The following is a 15297-nucleotide window of genomic DNA, read 5'->3' as shown; positions in this document are numbered from 1 at the left end:
CACGGGCTGAGTCTGCCCAGATGGATGCCGATCGGCATGGCATCCGTCGATCGTCGCGCCCGCGTCTGTTGAAAGGACACCCTCGTGTATCACCTCGCCCCCAATATCGAACTCCTCTTCACCGAGGCCGGCGACTACCACGACCGCGTGCGCGCGGCAGCGGCGGCGGGCTTCGACGCCGTCGAGATGTGGGGTCCGACCGGCGTCGACGCTCCGGCGACCCCCAAGGACCTCCCGGCGCTGAAGGCGGCGCTCGAGGAGACCGGCGTGCAGCTCACCGCGCAGCTCGCCGAGCCCCGCACGCAGTTCATGATCCCGCCGTGGGATCACGCGGAGTTCTTCCGCAAGCTCGACGAGGGCGTCGAGATCGCCTGTGACCTCGGGTGCCCGCGCATCGTCGTCGGCAGCGGAACGGGATTCGGCGGCTGGAAGCGGCAGGTGCAGCTCGACAAGCTGATCGAGATCTACCGGAAAGCCGTGGCGCAGATCGACGGCTCCGGTGTCGGCCTCGTGCTCGAACCGGTCAACGTCCGTGTCGACCACCCCGGGTCTCTGCTCGATCGCACCGCCGAGGCGGTCTACGTCGCACGCGGTGTCGACGCGCCGACCTTCGGGGTGCTGTACGACATCTACCACTCGGCTGTCGAAGGGGAGGATATGGAAGCGGAACTCGCGAACGCGGGCGACCTGATCCACTACGTGCAGCTCGCCGACGCCCCGGGCCGAGGCGAGCCGGGCACGGGTGGGCTCGACTGGAGCGAGCGGTTCCGGCTGCTGCGCGACGGCGGCTACGACGGGCCCGTGGGCCTGGAGTACTACCCGACGACCGCGACCGAAGCCTCGGTCGCCCACGTCGTCGAGATCGCGCGCGCGGCATGAGCGCCCGGCACTATCCGGCGCAGGTCGACGTCGTCATCGTCGGCAGCGGTCCCACCGGATCGGCGTACGCGCGGATCCTCTCCGAGCGGGCCCCCGGAGCGACGATCGCGATGTTCGAGGTGGGGCCGACGGTCTCGGAGCCGCCCGGTGCGCACGTGAAGAACATCGCCGACCCCGCCGCACGCGCTCGCGCGCAGGTGGCGTCGGAGGGACCGGGGGAGCGCGGCGAGAAGGTCGCCAATCCCGGCGCCGCCAAGGCCGGGGTCCGCGGTGCACGCCCGGGCACCTTCCTGCTCGAGGACGGCTACGCGTTCGACGGCGAGGACGGCATGCCCGTCGCGGCGATGTCGAGCAACGTCGGCGGCATGGCGTCGCACTGGACGGGCGCGTGCCCGCGGCCTAACGACAGCGAGCGCACCGACTTCGTGGACGACCTCGATGAGCTCCTCGACGAGGGGGATCGCCTGTTGGGGGTCACGCGGGACGCCTTCGACTCGGCGCCCTTCGGGGCGATCGTTCGCGAGCGTCTCGCGGCCGCGGTCGATGCGGGTCGCGTCGACGCGACGAAGGTGCAGCGGATGCCGCTGGCCGTGCACCGGCGTGACGACGGCCGTCTGGTGTGGTCGGGGTCGGACGTCGTCCTCGGCGACGCGACGCGCGAGAACCCTTGTTTCTCGCTGTTCGATGAGTCCCTCGTCATGCGCGTGATCGTCGAGGACGGCCGCGCGGCGGGCGTCGTCGTGCGCGATCTGCGCTCGGGTGAGGAGCACCGGGTCGCGGCGCGGTTCGTGGTCGTCGCGGCCGATGCGCTGCGCACGCCGCAGCTGCTGTGGGCGTCGGGGGTGCGCCCTGCGGCGCTCGGGCGGTACCTGAACGACCAGGCCCAGGTCGTCTTCGCCTCGCGACTGCGCGACATGCCGCCGCTCGCCGAAGACGCCCCGACGACGGGCCTCGCGGAGTACAGCGGCGTCAGCTGGGTGCCGTTCACCGACGACATGCCCTTCCACGGCCAGATCATGCAGCTGGACGCCTCGCCCATCGCGCTGGCCGAGGACGACCCCGTCGTACCGGGCTCGATCGTGGGACTCGGGTTGTTCTGCGCGAAGGACCTGCGGCCAGACGACCGGGTCGTCTTCGACGACGATCACGTCGACGGATACGGGATGCCGGCTCCCCGTATCCACTACCGCCTCACCGCCCACGATCACGAGGTGGTGGAGCGGGCGCGTCGCGAGATCGTGCGCCTGGCGGAGGCCATCGGCGACCCTGTCGGCGATCGTCCCTTCACCCTGCCGCTGGGTTCGTCGCTGCACTACCAGGGCTCGACGCGGATGGGCGTGGCGGACGACGGCACCAGCGTGTGCGACCTCGACAGCGAGGTGTGGGGCGTCTCGGGGCTGTTCGTCGCCGGCAACGGCGTGATCCCCACGGCGACCGCGTGCAACCCCACCGTGACGTCGGTGGCGTTGGCGGTCCGCGGGGCCCGGGCGATCGCGGCATCCCTCGCCTGATTCCTTGCTTATGCAGGAATAAGACATTAGAGTGTAGAAATCAAGACAAAGAGGTCTGCGGCTCCGGCCGCACCGACGAGGAGGTCACGGTGATCCCGGATCGCATCATCGAGCAGGGCACGCTCTCCGTCGCGGGCGGTCGCGCGTCGGTGGAGGTCCGGCTGCCCTGGTACCGGGCTCTGCCGGCATCCTGCATCTCCGGCGCGAAACTCCGGGTCGACGGGGTCGAGGCTCCCGCCGACTCGCTGCGCTGGGAGATGAACGGCCGAGAGTTCACCTTCGCCGAGATGAAGACGAACACCGTGCAGTGGTGGTTCCCCACCGATTCGGCGGTGCTGTCGGGAGACCTCTCGGTGGATGCCGGGGAGCACGAGGTGCGCGTCGACCTGATGCTCTACATCCCGTACATCATCATCTCCGACGATGAGGTGCTGCACATCGAGGAGCACGACACCAAGACGATGACCGCCCGCCAGGTCGAGGAGGCCCGCGCATGACCGAGCTCGGCACGCCCATCCAGGGCGTCACCCTGTACAGCTTCACGCGCGCGTTCCACGGCCGCGAGTACGACCTCGACCAGCTCATCCGCAAGACCGCGGCCGAGGGCTTCGGTCCGGGCCTTGAGGTCATCGGCTTCTCGAGCTTCCGTGGCTTCCCCGAGATCGACGACCACTTCGCCGGCCGCTTCAACGAGCTGATCGACGAGGTCGGGCTCGTGCGCACCTCGCTCGCGGTCAACGCCGATATCGGCCTCCGTCCCGACAAGCTGATGGACCAGGACGAGCTCATCGCCTACATGCGCCAGCAGATCGCCGCGGCGGCGAAGCTCGGCTTCCCCATCGCCCGCGTGCAGATCTCGCTCACGCCCGACTCGATGGAGGCGCTCGCCCCCATCGCCGAGGAGTACGGCGTCACCCTCGCGCTCGAGGTGCACGCCGACCAGTACGCCTCGCACCCGCGCATCCTGGCGCTCCGCGACCGCTACGAGAAGGTCGGCTCGCCCTTCCTCGGATTCACGATGGACTGGGGCGCCACCGTCTCCGGCTTCGCACCCTCGCTGATCGAGGCCTACCGTCGCCGCGGTGCGTCCGAGGAACTCCTCGCCGCCGTGGTCGCCCTGTGGGACGAGTACTACGAGCAGGGCCCGCCCGCCGATCAGGCCGACCACGGTCAGCGCTTCGGCCGGTTCATCGGTCTCGCCCACCAGCACGGCCGCCCCGATCTCGGTATCGACTTCGGCATCAACGGCACCGGGCTCTTCGGCCCGGCCCGGGTCGACGACTGGCTCGAGATCTTCCCGTGGATCCGCCACGTGCACGGCAAGTTCTTCGGCATCGACGACAACGGCGACGAGCCTTCCGTGCCCGTCGCCGACCTCATCACGCTGCTGGTCGACAACGGCTACAGCGGCGCCGTGTCGAGCGAGTACGAGGGGTGGCACTGGAACCACTGGCAGAGCCCCTTCGAGATCATCCGGGGCGAGCAGGCCATCCAGCGCACCGCCGCCGGGGCCGCCGGGTCCCGGATGATCACGGATGCCGCCGAGGCCCGCCGCGCCCTCGACGCCCACCTCTCGCACGCCGTGCGCGCCTGACCTCGGGGAGACGAACATGACCGCAACCACCGGCGTCGCAGGAACGGGCATCAAGCTCGGCACCACCCTCTACTCGATGACGAGCGAGTTCGCCGCGGGTCTGTACACCCCCGAGACCCTCCTCAAAGAGGTGCACGACCAGGGGATCGGCCCGGGAGTCGAGTTCAACTTCGCGCAGCTGCTGCGCTCCTACCCCGACGTCGACGCGGAATTCGTGAAGCTCTGGTTCGACGCACTCGAGAAGTACGGTCTCGAGGCCAGCGCGGTGGGCACGAACCTCGACATGGGGCGCCGCAAGGACCGCGACATGACCCCCGACGAGGAGCACGACTTCTTCGCCCGTCAGCTCGCGTCGGCGCACGCGCTCGGGTTCAAGACGGTCGTCATCCGTTCGGCCGGCAAAGACCTGCTCCGCCGCCTCTTGCCCCTCGCCGAGAAGTACGACCAGAGGCTCGGCTACGAGATCCACGCGCCCTCCGGTCCCAACGACCCCAAGGTCGTGGAGATCCGCGAGGTCTACGAGGAGCTCGGGAGCGACCGCCTCGGCTTCACCGCCGATTTCTCCTCCACCATGCACTCGTTGTCGCCGACCCTGCTGCGCACGCTCGGGCAGATGGGGATGGATCAGAAGCACTTCCCCGTCATGAGGGAGATCTGGCGAGAGCCGATCCCCATGCACGTGCGCAACCAGGCGTTCGAGGACTACCTCTTCGGTGAGGGCGTCGATCCGCTCCGCTTCGGCCCGTTCACGCGTCTCGCGTTCAACATGCACGGACTCGTGCCGCCGGAGGAATGGCTCGACATCATGCCGCAGATCTTCCACGTGCACGCGAAGTTCTACGACATCGGCGCGGACGGGCAAGAGCCCGCCATGGACATCCCGCGCATCGTGAAGCAGTTCGTCATCGGCGGGTACGAGGGCTACCTCTCCAGCGAGTGGGAGGGGCACGCCTTCAGCGACCTCGGCGAGAGCGACCCGATCGACCTCGTCAGGAAGCAGCACGCGCTCATGCGCACCGCCATCGAAGAAACCCTCGCGGCGCCCCAGCCCGCGTGATCCACCACCACACCGAAGGAATGACCATGTCGAACACCACCACCGAGGCATCCGTCTCCGACCTCATCGCCGAGGTCACCCGCCTGCGCGAGCAGGTCGAGGCCGCCCACGCCCTCGCGCAGCGCGCCGAGGACCGCGGGCAGGTCGAGAACCTCTTCAACCGCTACATGTATCTGCACAACGCCTTCGAGGACGAGCAGATCATCCCCCTGTGGGTGAAGGAGGGCACCGAGGGCATTCGCGCGCGCTACACCAACGCCGGTCAGTACACGACCTGGCAGAGCGTGACCGACTACCACCGCGGGCGCCCCCACCCGGAGGGCAAGCTCATCCTGCACGCCACCAACACCCCCGTGATCGAGGTCGCCGGCGACGGCAAGACCGCCACGGGCGTGTGGATGATGGCGGGCACCGAGTCGGGTCTGACCGACCCGAAGGTCGCCGAGGAGTTCCCCGACATGTACTCGCCCGAGGAGGTCCTGGGCAAGAAGGTCTGGGCCCACTGGGTGTGGTGCAAGTACGCGATCGACTTCCTCAAGCAGGACGGCGAGTGGAAGTTCTGGAAGTTCCGTTGCTACGAGCTCGCGCGCGCCCCGTTCGAGGAGAACTGGGTCGCCTTCGGCCTGAAGAACCAGGGCGCGTTCGACCTCGACCTCATGTACTTCGGCGATGACGGCAAGCCCGTCTTCATGCCCCCGGCCGACGAGCCGGTGCCGTCGACCAACCACCCGTACAGCCCCGAGACCACGCAGAAGCTCGAGCCCGCGCCGCCGGTTGCGCACCAGACCTTCTCCGACAACTACGCCTGAGAGAACGCCCCCATGGCCACCCACAACTCGCTCTTCGCCGAGAAGGACGTCCGTCGCACCGACGACGGCCTCGCCGTCTCGGTGCAGCTGCCCTGGTACCGCAGCCTCTGGCTCTCGGCCGTCGACGACGTCGCCGTGACGGTCAACGGTGTCGCCGTGCCGAAGGACGACCTGCGCTTCTCTCTCGAGGGCCGCGAGTACCGCATCGAGGAGCTGCCCGAGCAGTCCGAGACGCTGTGGTTCGTCGCCGACCGACCCGACGTGCTGATCCACCTCGACACCCCGCCCGCGGCGGGGGAGAAGGTCGCCGTCGAGGTCGTGCTGACGATGCGTCTGCTGTACATGCAGATCATGCCGGGGGTCGACGGCGGTCCCGGGCGGTACGTCACGAACCGGGTTCCGGTCGAGCGGGAGCTGGTGCTGGCATGAGCCTCTCCGGCGAGCGGGCGCCGTTGCGCGTCGCGATGATCGGCTACGGGTTCATGGGCGCCGCGCACTCGGTGGGGTGGCGCCAGGCGCCGCGGATGTTCGACCTGCCGCGCGCGGTCGAGATGACCGTGGTGGTGGGACGCAACGCGGATGCCGTGGCATCCGCCGCCGAGAAATGGGGATGGGCCGAGTCGGCCACCGACTGGCGCGAGATCGTCGGGCGTGACGACATCGACATCGTCGACATCGTCACCCCCGGCGACTCGCACGCCGAGATCGCCATCGCGGCGCTGGAGGCCGGCAAGCACGTGCTGTGCGAGAAGCCGCTGGCGAACACGGTGGCCGAGGCCGAGGCGATGGCGGAGGCGGCCGAGCGGGCTCGGGCCCGTGGCATCCGGTCGATGGTGGGGTTCACGTACCGCCGGGTCCCCGCCGTCACGCTCCTGCGCGACATGATCGCCGAGGGCGCGGTCGGCACGGTGCAGCAGGTGCGCGCGGCGTACCGGCAGGACTGGCTGGTCGATCCCGGGATGCCGCTCGCCTGGCGTCTGCAGAAGGAGCACGCGGGGTCGGGGGCGCTCGGTGACATCGGGGCGCACATCATCGACATGACCCAGTTCGTCACCGGACTCGGGGTCGAGCGGGTGTCCGGGACGATCGACACGATCGTGACCGAGCGTCCGTTGCCCGCCGACGGTTCGATGGGGCTCTCGAAGGGCGCCGGCGCGGGAGAGAAGGGCGCCGTGACGGTCGACGATGTCGCGATCTTCACCGGTCGTCTCGCGAACGGGGCCCTGGTCTCGTTCGAGGCGACGCGCTTCGCGACCGGCCGCAAGAACGCCCTCACCATCGAGGTGTCGGGCGACCGCGGGGCCCTGGCCTTCGACCTCGAAGACCTCAACAGCCTGCGCTTCTACGACCGCACCGCGCCCGAGGGGCGGCAGGGCTTCACGCAGGTGCTCGTGACCGAGCCGCAGCATCCCTACGTCTCGGCGTGGTGGCCCGCGGGCCACATGCTCGGCTACGAGCACGGGTTCAGCCACCAGGTGGTCGACCTCGTGGGGGCGATCGACGCCGGCACCGATCCCCACCCCTCGTTCGCCGAGGGACTCACCGTGCAGCGCGTGCTCGACGCGGTCGAGCGCAGCAGTGAGAATGATTCGGCCTGGACCGGCGTCGTCGCCGGCGTCCCGGTCGCCTGACGCGAAGGAGCATCATGGCCCGCCCGATCACCCTGTTCACCGGCCAGTGGGCCGACCTGCCGTTCGAGGAGGTCGCGCGCCTCGCCGGGGAGTGGGGCTACGACGGCCTCGAGATCGCCTGCTGGGGCGACCACATCGACGTCTCGCGCTGGGACGACGCCGACTACGTGCAGTCGCGCCTCGACATCCTCGAGCGCAACGGGCTGAAGGTGTGGACGATCTCCAATCACCTCGTCGGCCAGGCCGTGTGCGACGACCCGATCGACGAGCGGCACCACGACATCGTGCCGCCGCGCGTGTGGGGCGACGGGGATGCCGAGGGCGTGCGGCAGCGCGCGGCCGAAGACCTCAAGAACACGGCGCGTTTCGCTGCGAAGCTCGGCGTGAAGACGGTCACCGGCTTCACGGGGTCGAGCATCTGGAAGTACGTGGCGATGTTCCCGCCGGCCTCCGACGCGATGATCGAACGAGGGTATGCGGACTTCGCCGAGCGGTGGCATCCGATCCTCGACGTCTTCGAAGAGGTGGGCGTGCGCTTCGCGCTCGAGGTGCACCCGTCGGAGATCGCCTACGACTACTGGACCGCGAAGAAGACGCTCGAGGCGATCGGGCACCGGGGGAGCTTCGGCTTCAACTTCGACCCCTCGCACTTCGTGTGGCAGCAGCTGGACTCGGTGGCGTTCGTGCTCGACTTCGCCGAGCACATCTTCCACGTGCATTGCAAGGAATCGACGACGAACCTCGACGGCCGCAACGGCGTTCTCGGCTCGCACCTGTCGTGGGACAACCCCCGCCGCGGGTGGACGTTCGTCTCGACCGGCCATGGAGATGTGCCGTGGGAGCCGCTGTTCCGCGCGCTCAACGCGATCGGCTACGACGGTCCGACGAGCGTGGAGTGGGAGGATGCCGGCATGGACCGCCTCGTCGGCGGCCCCGAGGCCCTCGCGTTCGTGCGCAAGCTCGGCGAGATCACCCCGCCGCACCAGCTCTTCGACGCCGCGTTCTCGAACAAGGGGTGATCGACGTTCTGACCGTCTCGGGTCAGCCGAGAAACGCTCTTCCTGTCGGGAAACGCGATGAGGGGCCGTTTCCGGACAGCGAGAGCGTTCATCGGTGAGGGAGTGGCGCGCATCCCCGCACGGCTGTCCGCCCATTCCGGCGACCATCGCGGCGCGAGGCACGGCGGTATCGTCGGACGATGAGTCCCTCGCCCGGAGTTGAGACCGCCACCCTCGCCGACATCGACGAGTTGCTGGCGTTCTGGGCGATCGCCGGGGAGAACGATGCGCGACCGAGCGACTCGGCCTCCGTGGTCGAGGCGCTGCTGAACCGCGACCCCGAGGCGGTCCTCGTCGTCCGGGCTGCCAGCCGTATCGTCGGCACCGTCATCGCGGGCTGGGATGGGTGGCGCGCCCACCTCTACCGCCTCGTCGTGCACCCCGATCACCGTCGCCAGGGCATCGCCCGCGTGCTCCTCGACGCGGCGGAGGCCCGCCTTCGCGCGCTCGGCGCCGGGCGGTTCGACGCCATGGTGCTCGAGGGCAACGACCTCGGGGCATCCGCCTGGGCGGCTCGCGGGTACGCACCGCAGCCCGAGTGGCGTCGCTGGGTGCGCTCCGCCCGCTGAGCCCCGCTCCGCCGGGGGAGCGCGGGGCGGGGCGCCGCCAGAACAGGAGATCGTGCCAGAACAGGTCGCCCGCGGCACCGCTCATCCTGTGCCGGCGTGATCGCCTGCTTTCGACGGGCGGTGGAACGCCGATCGCCGCCGTCGCGCAGCGGGCGACCGCGCGGCCGCGTCTCGACGACGACAGGGGATCGCGCCAGCACAGGATGAGTGCGCCTGGCGGCGTCCTGTTCCGGCGCGATCCCCTGCTCTCACGGGGTCGGCCGCGGGTGAGCCTCAGGCCAGGAGCGGGCGCAGCACCTTCTGCACGTACCAGCCGGCGACCATCGCACTCTCAGCGGGGTGCGGGCTCTGGTCGGACTCCACGACGATCCAGCCGCGGTAGCCGTGCTCGGCCAAGGCCGCGACGAAGCCCTCGAAGTCGACGAGCGCGCGCTCGTCGCTCGGCTCGAAGAACCAGCGCAGGATCTTGCGCGACCCGCCCTCGGTGCGGATGAACTGCTCGGCGTGCGGCGTCGACGCCTCGGCGTCGTCGACCGTCTCGCGGGCGTCCTTCAGCTGCACGTGCACGACCCGGTCCGGGTACCGCCGGTACAGCGCGACGGGGTCGATCCCCGCGATCGCGAGCTCGGCGGTGTCGATCGCGAGTCCCACGGTGTCGGCATCCGTCGCCGCCAGCAGACGGTGGATGCCGTCGCCCAGGCGCAGCGCGGAGAGGAAGTCGACGTGCAGCCCGAGGGCGATGCCGTCCTCGGCGATGGCCGCGCCGACGGTGTTCCACAGGGTCGCGAGCACCCCGATCTGCTCGTCGGAGAGCGCGCCGGTCTGCCACGCCGACGGCGCCGCGCGCACGACCAGCACGCTCCCGCCGAGGCGGCGCAGGGCATCGGCGAACCACCGCGCGGTGCGCACGATCTGATTCACTGACGCGGGGTCGAGGGGATCCGGCCCGCGGCCCATCTCGACCTCGAAGCCGACGGAGGGGTCGTAGACGTAGCTGCTCACGGCGTCGATCGCGCACGAGGAGAGGAACTCCCCGAACGCCTCGACCGAGCCGTACAGGTCGGCGAGCTGCTGCGGAGTGCCGAGCGGCTCCCACGCGCCGAAGCTCTCGGCGGTCAGCTCGACGCCCGCGAAGCCGCTGATCGACACGGTCTTGAACGCCCGCTCGTGCTCGCGCTTACGCACGAACGAGTCGATGTTGGTGTCCCACTGGTTGATGGCGTAGGCCCAGCGCACGTCGCTCATCGTGCGACCTCCTCGGAGTAGATGCCGTCCAGCACGTTCTTGGCGTACCACCGCGAGATCGCGGTGCTCTCGGCGTAGTCGCCGCCGAGCTTGTCGGCCTTGTCGTGCTCGACGCTGATCCAGCCGGTGTAGCCGTTGTCGCGCACCGCGCGCATCATCGCCTCGAAGTCGACCAGGCCCTCGTCGGTGCCCATCTCGTAGAACCACTTCTCGGTCGTCTTCGCCGAGACCTCGGCATCCGGGAACATCCGGTAGTCGTCGTTGACGTCTTTGTGGCGGGTGTCCTTGAAGTGGAAGCCCGTCACGCGCTCGTGGTGGGCCGCGTACACGTCGACCGGGTCGACGTCGGCGATGCAGTGCTGCGCGGTGTCGACGAAGAACTTCACGTAGCGCGGGTCGGCGTAGGAGTAGAAGCGGTCGATCTGGTCGCGCGTGCGGATGCCGGCGTAAAACTCGTGGTGGCAGCTGAGGTTGACGCCGTACTGCTGCGTGAGTTCGCCGACCTTGCCCCAGATGTCGGCGGCGTGCTTGAGCCCGTCGTCGGAGACGCCTGCCTCGTCGAAGGAGCGGGACCCGGGCATCACGATGATGTTGTCGAGCTGGATGCCCGACCACATGTCGAGCGTGCGCTGGAAGTCCTCGAGGATCGTGCCGTGGGTCGCGGGGACCTCGGGCGCGTAGCGGTCGGGGGAGTAGTAGACGCCGTGGAACGTGTTGACGATGCGCTCGAGGCCCTGCTCCTGCACGAACTCCTGGTAGTTCGCGACCGAGCCGTACTGCTCGAGAATCTGCCAGATGCGGAAGTCGAAGGTGTCGATCGCGTCGAAGCCGACGGCGGCGACCTGCTGCAGGAAGCGCTTCATCGCCAGCCTGGACTGCCACTGGTCGTAGGGCCCGGCGGGGCCGTTGGCCCGCCAGTGGTCCATGTAGCTCCATTTGATGGGTCGGTCGGTCATGCGGTGCTCCTTCTGCGAGTGTTCGAACGCGTGAGGTGCCAAGATGTGTCGCCGCGAGCCCGCTCGGGGCGACACATCTTGGCGACTCACGCCGCGGGTGAGGGGTCGGAGAGGACGGTGGCGGCCAGGGAGAGATGACGCGAGGTCATCTCCCACGGGTCGTCGTCGAGCCACTCCTGGCCGCCCCACTCGCTGCAGAGCGTGCCGGTGAAGCCCGTCGCGGCGAGGGCGCTGCCCACGTCGCGAAGGGGGTCGGAGAGTCGGTGGTCGGCGTCGTCGAGGTCCCAGAACTTCAGGTGCACCGCACCCAGGAGGGGGAGGACGGATGCCAGATCGGCGACCTGCGCGCGCCCGAAGCGCACGAGCAGGTTCATGTACAGGGTGTGCACGGGACCGGGGACGCCTCCGCCGTGCAGGAGGTCGAGCACCGCGTCGTGGGTCGCCGGGTCGCGCCACTCGTCGCGGAGGCGCCGCACGAGAGCGGTCGGGATGCCGCCCCGCTCGAGCTGATCGAGGTAGGTCACCGGCAGCGCCGGCATGAGCATGCTGATGTCGAGCAGCAGTCGCACGCGCGGGGTGTCGAGCGCGGCGATGCGCTCGTACGCCGCGGGGCGCGCGGCCGGAGTCTCGTGGCCCTGCACTTCCTCGTACAGCACGAGGTCGAGCTCTTCCAGCAGCGGCACCAGGTCGTCGAGCAGCGCTCCCGCTTGACCGATCGGCAGTCTCACCCCGCGCGCCCCGACCGCGGCCGCCGCGCGCAGCTGCGGTTCGAGGAAGGCCCGGCGCTCGGCATCCGTTCGCCGTCGCCCGCGGTCGAACTCGTCGATGCTGACCCCGACGATGCTGACCCTCCCGCCCGCGGCGGCGAGCCGATCGCGAAAGGTCTCGACCTCGACGGTCGGGGGAGCGGGGAAGCCGCGCCACATCTGGCCCAGCTCGATCTCGATCTCGCGGGCGATGCCGTACTCGACGAGGGAGAGGGCCAGGTCGGGGGCGGACCGCTCGGCGCGGATCACGGCGGGGGTGAGGTTGAAGGCGCTGGCGGAGAGGATCCAGCCGTCGGGCAGGCTCATGCGGCTTCTCCGACATCGAGCGAGACGCTCGTGGCGGTGGCGTCCGTCTCGAGCTCACGGCGGAAGAAGAACGGCAGGCGCAGGGGCGCGTCCGGCCCGGCCGGCAGGTACGGGATCTCGAGGTGGAACGACACCGACACCTCGTGGATGCCGGGGGTCGTGGCATCCGGGATCTCCAGGGCCACGCGATCCTGGAGGTACCACCAGCCCTTCTCCGCGGGGAGTGCCGCGGCGGGCACTCGCCGCGCACCGAGGACGAGGGAGGGTTCGTGGCGCGCGCCGTCGAGATGGACGACCGGGTCGATCAGGCTCGCGAGGGGAAGCGAACGGATCCAGGGCAGCGAGAGGCGGATCTGAGTCGTGGCCCCGGCGGCGCGCAGGGCGTCGTCGCGCAGAGCGGGAAGGGTCATGGCGGGCACGTCCTCGTGTCACAGCGCACCCCACGGCGCGCTTCCGCTCACAACCTACCGACTAAAGTCGAAATATGGAAGAAGTCACGCGGGGAGACCGTGAACGGCCGCCACCGTCGGCCGTCCCTCGGCGAACCATCGCGGCAGGCTCACCTCGAACAGCTGCTCGAGGGCGAGATCGACGCCCCCGCGCACCGGTTCCCGCGTGTCGTTCTCGCTCGTCTTGATGGCGAGATCGCGCGTGGCCAGCGGCAGCGAGAGCTCGTAGACGCGGTGACGCACTTCGGCGAGGAACAGCTCGCCCGTCGACGCCACGGCTCCGCCGATCACGATGAAGCTCGGGTTGAACATGTTGACCAGGGCGGCGACCGCTTCGCCGACCTGGCGGGCCGAGGCCTGCACGAGAGAGATCGCGAGAGCGTCGCCCCTGCCCGCTGCGCGGGTGATCTTCTCGAGACTGAGGTCTTCTCCGGCAGCCACGCTCTCGGCGAGGGGCCCGGTGGCGCCGCTCTCGATCGCGGCGCGGGCGTCGCGCACGAGCGCCCATCCGCCGGCGACGGCCTCGAGGCAGCCGATCTTGCCGCAGCGGCAGACCTGCTCGGCGCCGGGTACGCGCACGTGGCCCATGTCGCCCGCGGCGCCGTTCGCGCCCCGGTGGAGGCGTCCGTGCGAGACGAGTCCCGCACCGATCCCCGTGCCGACCTTGCAGTAGATGAGGTCGACGCTCTCGTCGCGGCGGGCGCGCTCGCCGGCGGCGAGGAGGTTCACGTCGTTGTCGACCCAGACGGGGGCGTCGTAACGCGCCTCGAACGCGCCGCGCACGTCGTAGCCGTTCCAGCCGGGCATGATCGGCGGGGCGACGGGGCGACCGGTCTCGAAGTCGACGGGACCCGGCAGGCCCACGACCATCGCCCAGACGGGGGTTCCGTCTCCCGCGGAGAGGAGGTCGTCGACCATCGCTGTCGCCGTGGTCAGTGTCTCTTCGGGGCCGCGTGAGATATCCCAGACCCGGTGGTCCTCGGCGAGGATCTCGCCGTCGAGGTCGGTCACACCGACGTGGATGTGCAGGCCGCCGAGAGCGCACACGACGATGCGGCCCCGCTCGGCGCGGAAACGGAGGGTCCGGGGCGCTCGCCCGCCGGACGAGGGCGCGTACTCGGCGTCCTCCAGGAAGCCCATCTCGACGGCGCGGTCGACGCGCTGGGCGACGACTCCGCGCCCGAGGCCCGTGACGCGGCCGATCTCGGGGCGGGTCACGGCTTCGCCGAGGCGGACCATGTTGACGATGCGCAAGAGGCTCGTGACCTCGTCGGTCTGGGCGCCGAAGCGGAGGGTGGACACGTTGGCCATGGGTTGATCTTCACATAAGAGCGGCTCTGTCCTGCTCGAATCTCGTCATCTATAGTTCGTGACGTGACAACTTCGGCATAAATCGTGCTGAAGTAGGCGAGGGGGCCGACATGACGTGGGGCGTGGGCATCATCGGATCGGGTCCCGGTGTCGCCGCGCTGCATGCACCGACGCTCGCCCGGCTGGGCGGGGACTTCCGGCTCGTGCACGTCAGCGATGCCGGGAGCGGGCGCGCCGCTCAGATCGCCGAGCGGTTCGGCGCGCGGGCCTCCGCAGGCGTCGACGAGCTGCTCGCCGATCCCGAGGTGGATGTCGTGGCGATCTGCAGTCCCCCCGCCCTCCACGCGGAGCACGTACGGGCGAGTCTGGCCGCCGGACGCCGGGCGATCTTCTGCGAGAAGCCGCTCGCGGACACCGCCGAAGACGCCGAACGTCTCGTCTCCGAGTGCGCGGCGGTCGGCGCCCTGCTCGTGGTCGGCACGAACCACCTCTTCGACCCCGCGTGGGTGCGGGCGACGCACCATCTCAACGCCCTCGAGGGGCGCATCTCCTCCGTCACGGTCACGCTGTGCCTCTCGCCCAACGACCGGTACCACGCGCTCACGATGGGTGCTCCCCTCCCCGCGGTGCCACCCGCGAAGCGCCCGCCGCTCGATCTCGACGACCCGGAGCAGAGTGCGCTCATCGTGCGCCAGCTCGTGGCCGGGCTCGGCGTCCACGATCTCCCGCTCGTCCGCGACCTCGTTCCGGGCGTTCCGGAGGTGCTCTGGGCGCGGCCCGTGCCACCGATCGGCTTCGATCTCGCACTGCGCGCGAACGGTGCCCTGGTGCGGTTCACGACCGTGATGCTGCCCGAGGGGGCCGATTCGCTCTGGCGGGTGAGCGTCGCCACCGCCGGTGCCCGCGTCGAGGTCGAGTTCCCCCCGCCCTTCGTGCACGTCGGCGGTGCCCGCACGACGGTCCGTGACGCGCAGGGGGTGCAGACGGTGTACCCGATCGACCGTCGCGACGGATACGAGGTGGAGTGGCGGGCGCTCACCGCCCTGCTGCGCGGGGAGGCCGCGATGGAGTACGACGAGCTTCGAGCGGACGCGGCGTTCGTGACGGCGATCGCCGACGGCGCGGCCGAGGCCGTGCGGGCGGGGGCGGTGGGGG

At 70.0% G+C, this 15297-nt stretch carries 15 protein-coding genes and 1 pseudogene; 11 read left to right on the top strand and 5 right to left on the bottom strand.

The annotated features are described in order from the left end of the window. The first annotated feature begins 84 nt into the window (after positions 1 to 84). From NS220_RS14060 to NS220_RS14015, 10 genes and pseudogenes are all read left to right on the top strand, one after another. Positions 85 to 879: a TIM barrel protein gene (locus NS220_RS14060; protein WP_058624658.1), complete on the top strand. Its 795-nt coding sequence runs from the start codon at positions 85 to 87 to the stop codon at positions 877 to 879. Then, positions 876 to 2390, top strand: a complete 1515-nt coding sequence (locus NS220_RS14055) for a GMC oxidoreductase (RefSeq protein ID WP_058624657.1) — start codon at positions 876 to 878, stop codon at positions 2388 to 2390. The genes NS220_RS14060 and NS220_RS14055 overlap by 4 nt, the downstream gene beginning before the upstream one ends. Before the next feature lie 89 nt (positions 2391 to 2479). After that, positions 2480 to 2887, top strand: coding sequence for a C-glycoside deglycosidase beta subunit domain-containing protein (locus NS220_RS14050; RefSeq protein ID WP_058624656.1), 408 nt, complete (start codon positions 2480 to 2482; stop codon positions 2885 to 2887). After that, on the top strand, positions 2884 to 3984 hold the full coding sequence (locus NS220_RS14045; protein ID WP_058624655.1) for a sugar phosphate isomerase/epimerase family protein: 1101 nt from the start codon (positions 2884 to 2886) through the stop codon (positions 3982 to 3984). The genes NS220_RS14050 and NS220_RS14045 overlap by 4 nt, the downstream gene beginning before the upstream one ends. Before the next feature lie 16 nt (positions 3985 to 4000). Continuing rightward, the gene (locus NS220_RS14040; protein ID WP_058624677.1) at positions 4001 to 5041 is read left to right on the top strand and encodes a sugar phosphate isomerase/epimerase family protein; all 1041 of its coding nucleotides are present in this window, start codon (positions 4001 to 4003) and stop codon (positions 5039 to 5041) included. A 26-nt stretch (positions 5042 to 5067) separates the two neighbouring features. After that, positions 5068 to 5850: a nuclear transport factor 2 family protein gene (locus NS220_RS14035; RefSeq protein ID WP_058624676.1), complete on the top strand. Its 783-nt coding sequence runs from the start codon at positions 5068 to 5070 to the stop codon at positions 5848 to 5850. A gap of 12 nt (positions 5851 to 5862) precedes the next feature. Further along, the gene (locus tag NS220_RS14030) at positions 5863 to 6279 is read left to right on the top strand and encodes a C-glycoside deglycosidase beta subunit domain-containing protein (RefSeq protein ID WP_058624654.1); all 417 of its coding nucleotides are present in this window, start codon (positions 5863 to 5865) and stop codon (positions 6277 to 6279) included. Beyond that, the gene (locus tag NS220_RS14025; protein ID WP_440589466.1) at positions 6276 to 7481 is read left to right on the top strand and encodes a Gfo/Idh/MocA family protein; all 1206 of its coding nucleotides are present in this window, start codon (positions 6276 to 6278) and stop codon (positions 7479 to 7481) included. The genes NS220_RS14030 and NS220_RS14025 overlap by 4 nt, the downstream gene beginning before the upstream one ends. A 14-nt stretch (positions 7482 to 7495) precedes the next feature. Then, positions 7496 to 8500, top strand: coding sequence for a sugar phosphate isomerase/epimerase family protein (locus NS220_RS14020; protein WP_058624653.1), 1005 nt, complete (start codon positions 7496 to 7498; stop codon positions 8498 to 8500). Between the two features lie 146 nt (positions 8501 to 8646). Continuing rightward, a pseudogene (locus tag NS220_RS14015) lies at positions 8647 to 9108 on the top strand (GNAT family N-acetyltransferase); the annotation flags it as partial. A 273-nt stretch (positions 9109 to 9381) separates the two neighbouring features. On the opposite strand, the gene NS220_RS14010 reads toward NS220_RS14015, so the two are convergent. The 5 genes from NS220_RS14010 to NS220_RS13990 form a co-directional block, all read right to left on the bottom strand. Beyond that, positions 9382 to 10353 (bottom strand): sugar phosphate isomerase/epimerase family protein, encoded by a 972-nt coding sequence (locus NS220_RS14010; RefSeq protein WP_058624651.1) that lies wholly within the window; start codon positions 10351 to 10353, stop codon positions 9382 to 9384. Beyond that, complete coding sequence (locus NS220_RS14005) at positions 10350 to 11309, bottom strand: sugar phosphate isomerase/epimerase family protein (RefSeq protein WP_058624650.1); 960 nt, start codon at positions 11307 to 11309, stop codon at positions 10350 to 10352. Before NS220_RS14005 ends, NS220_RS14010 begins: the two co-directional genes overlap by 4 nt. A gap of 86 nt (positions 11310 to 11395) precedes the next feature. Further along, positions 11396 to 12382, bottom strand: a complete 987-nt coding sequence (locus NS220_RS14000; RefSeq protein WP_058624649.1) for a hypothetical protein — start codon at positions 12380 to 12382, stop codon at positions 11396 to 11398. Further along, positions 12379 to 12792, bottom strand: coding sequence for a hypothetical protein (locus NS220_RS13995; RefSeq protein ID WP_058624648.1), 414 nt, complete (start codon positions 12790 to 12792; stop codon positions 12379 to 12381). The genes NS220_RS14000 and NS220_RS13995 overlap by 4 nt, the downstream gene beginning before the upstream one ends. A gap of 84 nt (positions 12793 to 12876) precedes the next feature. Then, positions 12877 to 14142 (bottom strand): ROK family protein, encoded by a 1266-nt coding sequence (locus tag NS220_RS13990; protein ID WP_058624647.1) that lies wholly within the window; start codon positions 14140 to 14142, stop codon positions 12877 to 12879. Between the two features lie 110 nt (positions 14143 to 14252). Here NS220_RS13990 and NS220_RS13985 point away from each other — a divergent pair. Further along, positions 14253 to 15297 (top strand): Gfo/Idh/MocA family protein (locus NS220_RS13985; RefSeq protein ID WP_058624646.1); only part of this gene is annotated, 1045 nt, incomplete at its 3' end.

This window comes from Microbacterium testaceum, from assembly GCF_001476655.1.
Classification (GTDB): Bacteria; Actinomycetota; Actinomycetes; order Actinomycetales; family Microbacteriaceae; genus Microbacterium; species Microbacterium testaceum_C.
This window is presented reverse-complemented; position numbering and strand designations above follow the sequence as displayed.